General features: G+C 74.1%; 8 protein-coding genes and 1 riboswitch. Of the genes, 7 read left to right on the top strand and 1 reads right to left on the bottom strand.

The window, feature by feature from the left end; translation table 11 throughout:
• The first annotated feature begins 628 nt into the window (after positions 1-628).
• The 7 genes from HGA02_RS05565 to HGA02_RS05535 all read left to right on the top strand — a co-directional run bounded on the left by HGA02_RS05565 (position 629) and on the right by HGA02_RS05535 (position 7,563).
• A complete protein-coding gene (locus HGA02_RS05565; RefSeq protein ID WP_168678163.1) occupies positions 629-856 on the top strand; it encodes a hypothetical protein in 228 nt (75 codons plus the stop codon).
• A gap of 27 nt (positions 857-883) precedes the next feature.
• Positions 884-1,462, top strand: a complete 579-nt coding sequence (locus tag HGA02_RS05560; RefSeq protein ID WP_168678162.1) for a GNAT family N-acetyltransferase — start codon at positions 884-886, stop codon at positions 1,460-1,462.
• A 10-nt stretch (positions 1,463-1,472) separates the two neighbouring features.
• A riboswitch (glycine riboswitch) is annotated at positions 1,473-1,568 on the top strand.
• Between the two features lie 192 nt (positions 1,569-1,760).
• The gene (gcvP, locus tag HGA02_RS05555) at positions 1,761-4,826 is read left to right on the top strand and encodes an aminomethyl-transferring glycine dehydrogenase (RefSeq protein ID WP_425483031.1); all 3,066 of its coding nucleotides are present in this window, start codon (positions 1,761-1,763) and stop codon (positions 4,824-4,826) included.
• 77 nt (positions 4,827-4,903) lie between these two features.
• A complete protein-coding gene (gene gcvT / locus HGA02_RS05550; protein ID WP_343035290.1) occupies positions 4,904-6,055 on the top strand; it encodes a glycine cleavage system aminomethyltransferase GcvT in 1,152 nt (383 codons plus the stop codon).
• Positions 6,056-6,143: 88 nt separating this feature from the next.
• Positions 6,144-6,515 (top strand): glycine cleavage system protein GcvH, encoded by a 372-nt coding sequence (gcvH, locus tag HGA02_RS05545; protein ID WP_124342575.1) that lies wholly within the window; start codon positions 6,144-6,146, stop codon positions 6,513-6,515.
• 289 nt (positions 6,516-6,804) lie between these two features.
• On the top strand, positions 6,805-7,038 hold the full coding sequence (locus HGA02_RS05540) for a LuxR C-terminal-related transcriptional regulator (RefSeq protein WP_124342576.1): 234 nt from the start codon (positions 6,805-6,807) through the stop codon (positions 7,036-7,038).
• A gap of 99 nt (positions 7,039-7,137) precedes the next feature.
• On the top strand, positions 7,138-7,563 hold the full coding sequence (locus HGA02_RS05535) for a (deoxy)nucleoside triphosphate pyrophosphohydrolase (RefSeq protein WP_168678161.1): 426 nt from the start codon (positions 7,138-7,140) through the stop codon (positions 7,561-7,563).
• Positions 7,564-7,696: 133 nt separating this feature from the next.
• Here the strand turns inward: HGA02_RS05535 and HGA02_RS05530 are convergent, their stop codons facing one another.
• Positions 7,697-7,840: a hypothetical protein gene (locus tag HGA02_RS05530; protein WP_168678160.1), complete on the bottom strand. Its 144-nt coding sequence runs from the start codon at positions 7,838-7,840 to the stop codon at positions 7,697-7,699.
• Positions 7,841-8,335 lie beyond the last annotated feature (495 nt).

Below are 8,335 nucleotides of genomic sequence, written 5' to 3'. Positions count from 1 at the left end.
GACGACCTCGCCGACCGCGAAACCGGCCTCGGCCAGCAGGTCGCGCGCCACGGGCCCGGACCGGTCCTCGCGCGTCCCGGCGGACGACCGGTCGGACACGACGACGACCGTCGCGCGCCGTCCGCCCCGGTGTCCCGTGCTCATCGCGTCAGCCTAACGACGCACCCCGGGACCGCGTCCGCTGCCCGCACCGTGGAAAAGCCCGACGACGCCGCGCCGTGGGCCGTCGGGTCACGCCGCCCGTGAGCCTCGGCAGAGGAGGGGATGGCGCCGACGGGACGGTGCTGTGATGATCCGCCCGTGGTCCACGTGCCCGTACCGCCGCCCCCCGAGGCGAGCGCCGCGCCCCTGTCGACATCCCGGCCGGTGCCGCAGGCCCCGCCAGTGCAGTGGACGGGCACGGCGCGTGACCTGCGTCCCGGAAGCGACGACGGCGCCCGCCGGACCGTCGCGCGGGTCGCCGTGCACCTCCTCGTCGCCGCGCTCGTCGCGCTCGCGGCGTGGGCGGCGCGCGCAGGGACCGACGCCGGGCGCGGAGACACTCCAGACGACGATGCCTCCGTCGAGGTGCGCTGGTGACCACGCGCGACGATCTGGTGATCCGGCCGACGGCCGAGTGGTTTCGCCGATGACACCGCCCGACTGGCGGCGCAAGCGGCGGCTGCTGCTCAACGCGGCGGTGGTGGTCGTCGTCGGCCTCGCGGTGTTGCGGTCGGCCACCCGCGGCTCGACGGTGCTCGTCGTGGCCGGCGTGCTCGCCGTCGGCGGCGTCGTGTGGCTCGTCGTCGACACTTTGCGGCGGCGCCGGCGCGCGATCGGTCCTCTCGACCGCGGGTCCGCGGACCGTCCACGCTGACCGCACCGACGCACGTACGGTGCCCGGATGGGACTCGAGCGACGGACCGAGCGACTCGTCATGCGGCAGTGGAGCGACGCGGACCTCGAGCCGTTCGCGCGGATGAACGCGGACCCGGACGTCATGGAGCACTTCCCGGCGCCGCTGACCCGCGAGCAGAGCGACGCGCTCGCGACCCGTGCGCAGGCGGGCCTCGAGCAGAACGGCTGGGGTCTGTGGGCGCTGGAGGTGGAGGGCAGGTTCGCCGGCTTCACGGGTCTGAGCCGCCCGTCGTGGAACCCGGCGCTCGTCGAGGTCGGCTGGCGGCTGCCGCGCTGGGCGTGGGGGCACGGGTACGCGTCGGAGGCGGCTCGTGAGGCGCTGCGCGTCGGCTTCGAGGAGGCGGGTCTCGACGAGATCGTCTCCTTCACGGCCGTGCCGAACGTCCGCTCGCAGGCCGTGATGCGGCGCATCGGCATGACGCGCGACCCCGCCGACGACTTCGACCACCCGTCGGTCCCGCACGGGCACCGGCTCGAGCGGCACGTGCTGTACCGCATCGCCCGACCGGCGGTCAGCGGCGGCCATGCGGCGGCGGGTAGGCTGGCCGGGCAACGCGACAACTGAACACGCTGCTCGAACCGACGCGGGAGAGCTCCGGACACCACGAGCCGGACGCCGAAGGAGCAACCCTCCCCGGGAATCTCTCAGGCCCCTGTACCGCGACGGCGAGGCAACTCTGGAAAGCGGTCGACCCCCGACGGGGACCGACCCACCGACGGTGCAAGTCGGCGCGCCCCGGGCCTGTAGCGGCCATGGCGGACCGGCAAAACTCTCAGGTCGCACGCCCCGGCGCGCGGATGACAGAGCGGGGAGCCCACACGCCCGTCCCGGCGCGCCTGCCGGACGACCCCCGGAGCAGCCCGTGACCGACCTCAGCTCGTTGCACGACGTCGTCGCCCGTGCCGGCGCCCTCGCCGTCCCGCCCGTGCAGCCCGACGCCGACGCCCCGCACGCCGGCCCTGCGGCCGAGAGCCACACCGCCGCGGTGAACCTGACGGCCGTCGAGCACACGCCCGCCGCCGAGGGTTTCGCCGACCGGCACATCGGTCCGCGCGGCGAGGAGACGCTGCGCATGCTGTCCACGGTCGGCTTCCCGACGGTCGACGCGCTGATCGACGCCGCGGTGCCCGCGTCGATCCGGACGGGCCGTGAGCTCGACCTGCCGGCCGCCCGCAGCGAGGAGGAGGTCCTCGACGCGCTGCGCGGCATCGCGGGCCGCAACCGCGTGCTCACGTCGATGATCGGCCAGGGGTACTACGACACCGTGACGCCGCCGGTGATCCGCCGGAACGTGCTGGAGTCGCCCGCTTGGTACACGGCGTACACGCCGTACCAGCCGGAGATCTCCCAGGGGCGCCTCGAGGCGCTGCTCAACTTCCAGACGATGGTCACGGACCTGACGGGTCTGGACATCGCGAACGCGTCCCTGCTCGACGAGGCGACCGCCGTGGCGGAGGCCGTCGCGCTCATGTGGCGCGGGCAGCGCAACAAGCCGGGCACGGTCGTGCTCGACGCGGACCTGTTCGGCCAGTCGCTGGCCGTGACGGTCGGGCGTGCGGAGGCGATCGGCCTGCCGGTCGTCGTCGCGGACCTGTCCGACGGGCTGCCCGAGGTCGAGGGGACGCTGCTGGGCGTCGTGGTGCAGCAGGTCGGCGCGTCGGGTGCGGTGCGCGACCTGCGGCCCGTGATCGCCCAGGCGAAGGAGCGCGGCGCGCTCGTGACGGTCGCCTCCGACCTGCTGGCGCTCACGCTCGTGACGACGCCCGGCGAGCTCGGCGCGGACATCGCGGTCGGGTCGGCGCAGCGGTTCGGCGTCCCGCTGTTCGGCGGCGGCCCGCACGCCGCGTTCATGGCGGTCCGCAACGGCCTCGAGCGCTCGCTCCCCGGACGCCTCGTCGGGGTGAGCATCGACGCTGACGGCGCGCGCGCCTACCGCCTCGCGCTGCAGACCCGTGAGCAGCACATCCGCCGCGAGAAGGCGACGAGCAACATCTGCACCGCGCAGGCGCTGCTCGCGATCGTCGCGTCGATGTACGCGGTCTACCACGGCCCCGACGGGCTGAAGGCGATCGCCCGGCGCGTGCACGCGCACGCCCGGTCGGTCGCGACCGTCCTCAGCGAGGTCGGCGTGACCGTCGAGCACGCGACGTTCTTCGACACCGTGCGCGCGGCCGTGCCGGGTCGCGCCACGGCCGTCGTCGCCGCGGCGGCGGACCTCGGCGTGAACCTGTGGGCGCCCGACGCCGACCACGTGCAGGTCACGTGCGACGAGCGGACCCGCCCCGAGCACGTCCTCGCGGTCGTCCTCGCTTTCGCGCAGGCCGGCACGACGCGCCTCGAGGCCGACGACGACGACACCTTCGCATTCGGCTTCGTCGGCGCGAGCGACCTCGACGGCCCGTCCGACGCGCTCCCCGAGGCGCTGCGCCGCACGACGCCGTACCTGCAGCACCCCGTCTTCCACCTGCACCGCTCCGAGACCGCGATGCTGCGCTACCTGCGCCGCCTGTCCGACAAGGACCTCGCGCTCGACCGGACGATGATCCCGCTGGGCTCGTGCACGATGAAGCTCAACGCGACGGTCGAGATGGAGGCGATCTCCTGGCCCGAGTTCGCGTCGATCCACCCGTTCGCCCCCGCGGACCAGACGCAGGGCTACGCGGAGCTCGTCACCGAGCTGCAGGACTGGCTCGCCGAGATCACGGGTTACGCGGCGGTGTCGGTGCAGCCGAACGGCGGCTCGCAGGGCGAGTTCGCGGGCCTGCTCGCGATCCACGCGTACCACCGCAGCCGGGGCGAGGAGCGCGACATCTGCCTCATCCCGGCATCGGCGCACGGCACGAACGCGGCGTCGGCGGCGCTCGCGGGCCTCCGCGTCGTGGTCGTCGCGACCGCGCCCGACGGGTCGATCGACCTCGACGACCTGCGCGCGAAGCTCGACCAGCACGGCCCCCAGGTCGCGGCGATCATGATCACGTACCCCTCGACGCACGGCGTCTACGAGGAGGGCGTCCGGACGGTGTGCGACCTCGTGCACGACGCGGGCGGCCAGGTGTACATCGACGGCGCGAACCTCAACGCGCTCGTCGGGCTCGCGCGGCCGGGCGAGATCGGCGGCGACGTGAGCCACCTCAACCTGCACAAGACGTTCTGCATCCCGCATGGCGGCGGCGGTCCCGGCGTCGGGCCGGTCGCGGTCGCGGCGCACCTCGCGCCGTTCCTGCCGGGCGACCCGACCCCGGCACGCTCCGACGACGCCGTCGGCGGCGCGGCGACGACCGGAGCCGTCGCCCCCGTCTCCGCGGCGCCCTGGGGCTCGGCGGGCATCCTCCCGATCTCGTGGGCGTACGTCGCGCTCATGGGCCCCGACGGCCTGCGCGCCGCGACGGAGACCGCGGTGCTGGCCGCGAACTACCTGGCCACGCGCCTCGCGCCGCACTTCCCGGTGCTCTACACGGGCCCGAACGGGCTCGTCGCGCACGAGTGCATCCTTGACCTGCGCGACATCACCAAGCAGACGGGCGTGACCGCGGAGGACGTCGCGAAGCGGCTCATGGACTACGGCTTCCACGCGCCGACGCTGTCGTTTCCGGTGGCGGGCACGCTCATGGTCGAGCCGACGGAGAGCGAGGACCTCGCGGAGCTCGACCGGTTCGTCGACGCGCTCGTCGCGATCCGTGCGGAGATCGACGCGGTCGCGGACGGGCGGTGGGCGGTCGAGGAGTCGCCGCTCCGCAACGCCCCGCACACCGCCGCAGCCGTGACGTCGGACGACTGGGACAAGCCGTACGCGCGCCGGCTCGCGGCCTACCCGGTCGCGTCGCTCGGCGAGAACAAGTACTGGCCGCCGGTCCGTCGCATCGACGGCGCGCACGGCGACCGCAACCTCGTCTGCTCGTGCCCGCCGGTCGAGGCGTTCGCCGAGTGAGCCCGCCCGAGCCCACCCCGACGACGCCGGCGGCCGCGACGACCGCGACCGAGCCGGACCCGACGAACGGAGCGACCGTGAGCGACCCGACGACGGACACCCTGTCCCCGCTGCACGACGAGCACGTCGCCCTGGGCGCCGCGCTCACGTCCTTCGCGGGGTGGCAGATGCCGCTGCGCTACTCGTCCGACATCGCCGAGCACACCGCGGTCCGCACCGCCGCGGGGCTGTTCGACCTGTCGCACATGGGCGAGCTCGAGATCACCGGCCCGCAGGCGGGCGCCGCGCTCGACGCGGCCCTCGTCGGCCACCTGTCGGCGCTCGCCGACGGCCGGGCGCGGTACACGATGATCGTCGACGAGCACGGCGCGGTCCTCGACGACCTCGTCGTCTACCGGCTGGCGGCCGAGCGGTTCGTCGTCGTCGCGAACGCGTCGAACGTCGACGTCGTCCGCGCGGCCCTCGTCGAGCGGCTCGAGGGCTTCGACGCGACCCTCGACGACGCGTCCCTGCGCACGGCCCTCGTCGCGGTGCAGGGCCCGCGCGCGGAGGAGATCGTCGCGTCCGTGACCGAGGCCTCCGACGTCGACGCGGTGCGCGCGCTCAAGTACTACGCCGCGGTCCCGGCGACCGTCGCGGGCCTGCCCGCGCTCGTCGCCCGCACGGGCTACACCGGCGAGGACGGCTTCGAGCTGTTCGTCGACGCCTCCGACGCCCCCGCCCTGTGGCGTGCCCTGCTCACCGCCGGCGAGCCGCACGGGCTCGTCCCCGCGGGTCTCTCCGCGCGCGACAGCCTGCGCCTCGAGGCCGGCATGCCGCTCTACGGCAACGAGCTCGACCGCACGACGACGCCCTACGACGCCGGCCTCGGTCGCGTCGTCAGGCTCGACAAGACCGACGCCGACGGCAAGCCGCTCGACTTCGTCGGCCGCGCCGCGCTCGCCGGTCGCCACGACTCCGAGCCCGCGCGCGTGCTCGTCGGGCTGCAGGGTCTCGGTCGCCGCGCCGCCCGGCACGGCTACCCGGTGCTCGCGTCGTTGGCGCCGGACGCCCCGCACGTCGGGACCGTCACGTCCGGTGCCCCGTCGCCGACCCTCGGACACCCCGTCGCCATGGCGTACGTGACCCCGGAGGTCAGCGCACCCGGCACCGAGCTCGCCGTCGACGTGCGCGGACGCGCCGAACCCGTGCGCGTGGTGGCCCTGCCCTTCTACCGTCGTCCTCGATGACGAGCTCTCGTCGGGACCCCCCCCGGCGAGACCCCACCCGACGACACCCGTCCTCGACGAGCCCGGCCCGGACCCACCTGGAGACGCCATGACCGACCTGCCCACGCACCTGCACTACACGCTCGAGCACGAGTGGCTCCAGGACGGCGCCCCCGCGACCGTCGGCATCACCTCGACCGCCGCCGAGGCGCTCGGCGACATCGTCTACCTCGAGCTCCCGGCCGTCGGCGAGACGATCACCGCCGGTGCGGTCGTCGGCGAGATCGAGTCCACCAAGTCCGTCTCCGAGCTCTTCTCGCCGGTCTCCGGCACCGTCGCCGAGGTCAACCAGGAGGCGGTCGACGACCCGTCGCTCGTCAACTCCGACCCCTTCGGGCGAGGCTGGCTGCTCAAGGTCGACGTCACCGAGACGGGCCCGCTGCTCACCGCCGAGGAGTACGAGGCGCACGCCGCGGGCTGACGTCGAGCCCGTCCTCTGGACCAGCTGCCTCGCGACGGCGTATATCGGACCTTACGGACCCGCGACCATCGGCCGAACGGGTGAACCGACGGGGGTCTGATGACCCGGGTGTATCAGCATCGCCCCCCGGCGTTCATTGTGGGTGGCAGCGAGACCGGTACGCAGCGCTTCGCGAAAACGAGTTGGTGAAAGTGGCGTCATGACGCCCTGGTTGTCGCCTCTCATCCGGTACGCCGCCCCAGGCGGAGCCGGAGAAGTCGGCATCCATGCAGCACAACCGGAGGACACGATGAGCATGTTGGAGACGAGCGAGACGGTCGGGACCGTCACCGAGGCGCTGACGCGTCGCGAGCGGGTGGTCCTCGGCGAGCTCGGCGAGGACGTGACGCTCGAGGAGATCGCCACCCGTCTGTTCGTGACGCGCAACACCGTCAAGTCCCAGGTCCGCAGCGTCTACCGCAAGATCGGCGTCTCCACGCGCGCCGAGGCGGTCGCGTGGGCCGTCGCGCACGGCATCCGCTGATCTGACGAAGCCGACTTCCCGGCGGCCCGGGCGACCGGGCCGCCGTACGGCAGCCGGTCGCCACACCCGAGTCGCCACCGGGACTGGCAGACTCACCGCATGACACCACCCGTGCTCGTCGTCGCCGCCGCCGTGGTCGACGACCTGGACGAGCCCCGGGTCCTGCTCTCCGCGCGTCGCGCGACGCCGGCGAGCCTCGCAGGTCGATGGGAGTTCCCCGGCGGCAAGGTCGACGCCGGGGAGACCCCCGAGACCGCGCTCCACCGTGAGCTCCGGGAAGAGCTCGGCGTCCGTGTCGCCCTCGGCGACGAGGTCGTGGGCCCCGACGACGGCGTCTGGCCCCTCACCGACCGGTACGTGATGCGCCTCTGGCTCGTGGAGGTCGTCGACGGCGTCCCCGAGCCGCTCGTCGAGCACGACGAGCTCCGCTGGCTGCCCGCCGGGCAGTGGCACGACGTCCCGTGGCTCGACGCGGACGTCCCCATCGTCGACGCCCTCGTCGCGCTGGTCCGCGACCGCGTCTGACCGCGCCGTCCGCCCGGCCCGGATCCGCCGACCGCTCGTCCGTCACCCCTCGCGCCGGGCATGAGACGGCCCGCGGGGGGCCGGCATCGACGGCGGCGGGACCGTGCGCCGGCCCGCTCCGCGGGCCGTCAGCTCACCAGCGGTGGTTGCTGTTCCCCGAGCAGACCATGCCCGTGCCGCGGCAGAACGTGCACTCGCCCTTCCACCGCTTGCGACCCTGACCCTCGCAGTGGTTGCACTCCGCCACCGGGGACGTGCACTCGTCGCACCTCTTCATGTCAGCCTCCTCGCCAGGCTCGTCGTCGTGCCCGGACCGCCTCGCCGTCTGGATCGGCACGGGGTCTTCAGTCGTCAGCATCGGCAGGACGGGCGTCCACTTGAGCGGCGCGACCTGACCGTGACCTGGACACCCGCGCGCAGGGCGTCCTGGACAGGACCTATGTCGCGATTCGCGCGCTGTGTCCGTGCAGACGGGCGCAGATTCGCCCGTTCGGCGCAAGGGTCGTCGGCGCGTCGCTGACCGGTCCGACACGCACGTCGCCCCGGCGTCAGGCCGGTGTCGGACCGCCGGGCGCGGACGCGTCGGACGTGCACGTCGCCGCGGAGGCGAGCCAGGGGCGGACCGACCGGCAGGGACCTGCCGGGGTGCCCGGCGGCGGGACGTCAGGCGAGGGCGGACGCCAGACGTCGGACGCCGTCCTCGAGGGTGGCCGTCGACGCCGCGAGGTTGAGGCGGGCGAAGCCGACGCCCTCGCGCGCGCCGAACGTCGGC

This window comes from Cellulomonas septica (genome assembly GCF_012396155.1).
In the GTDB taxonomy this organism is placed as follows: Bacteria; Actinomycetota; Actinomycetes; order Actinomycetales; family Cellulomonadaceae; genus Cellulomonas; species Cellulomonas septica.
This window is presented reverse-complemented; position numbering and strand designations above follow the sequence as displayed.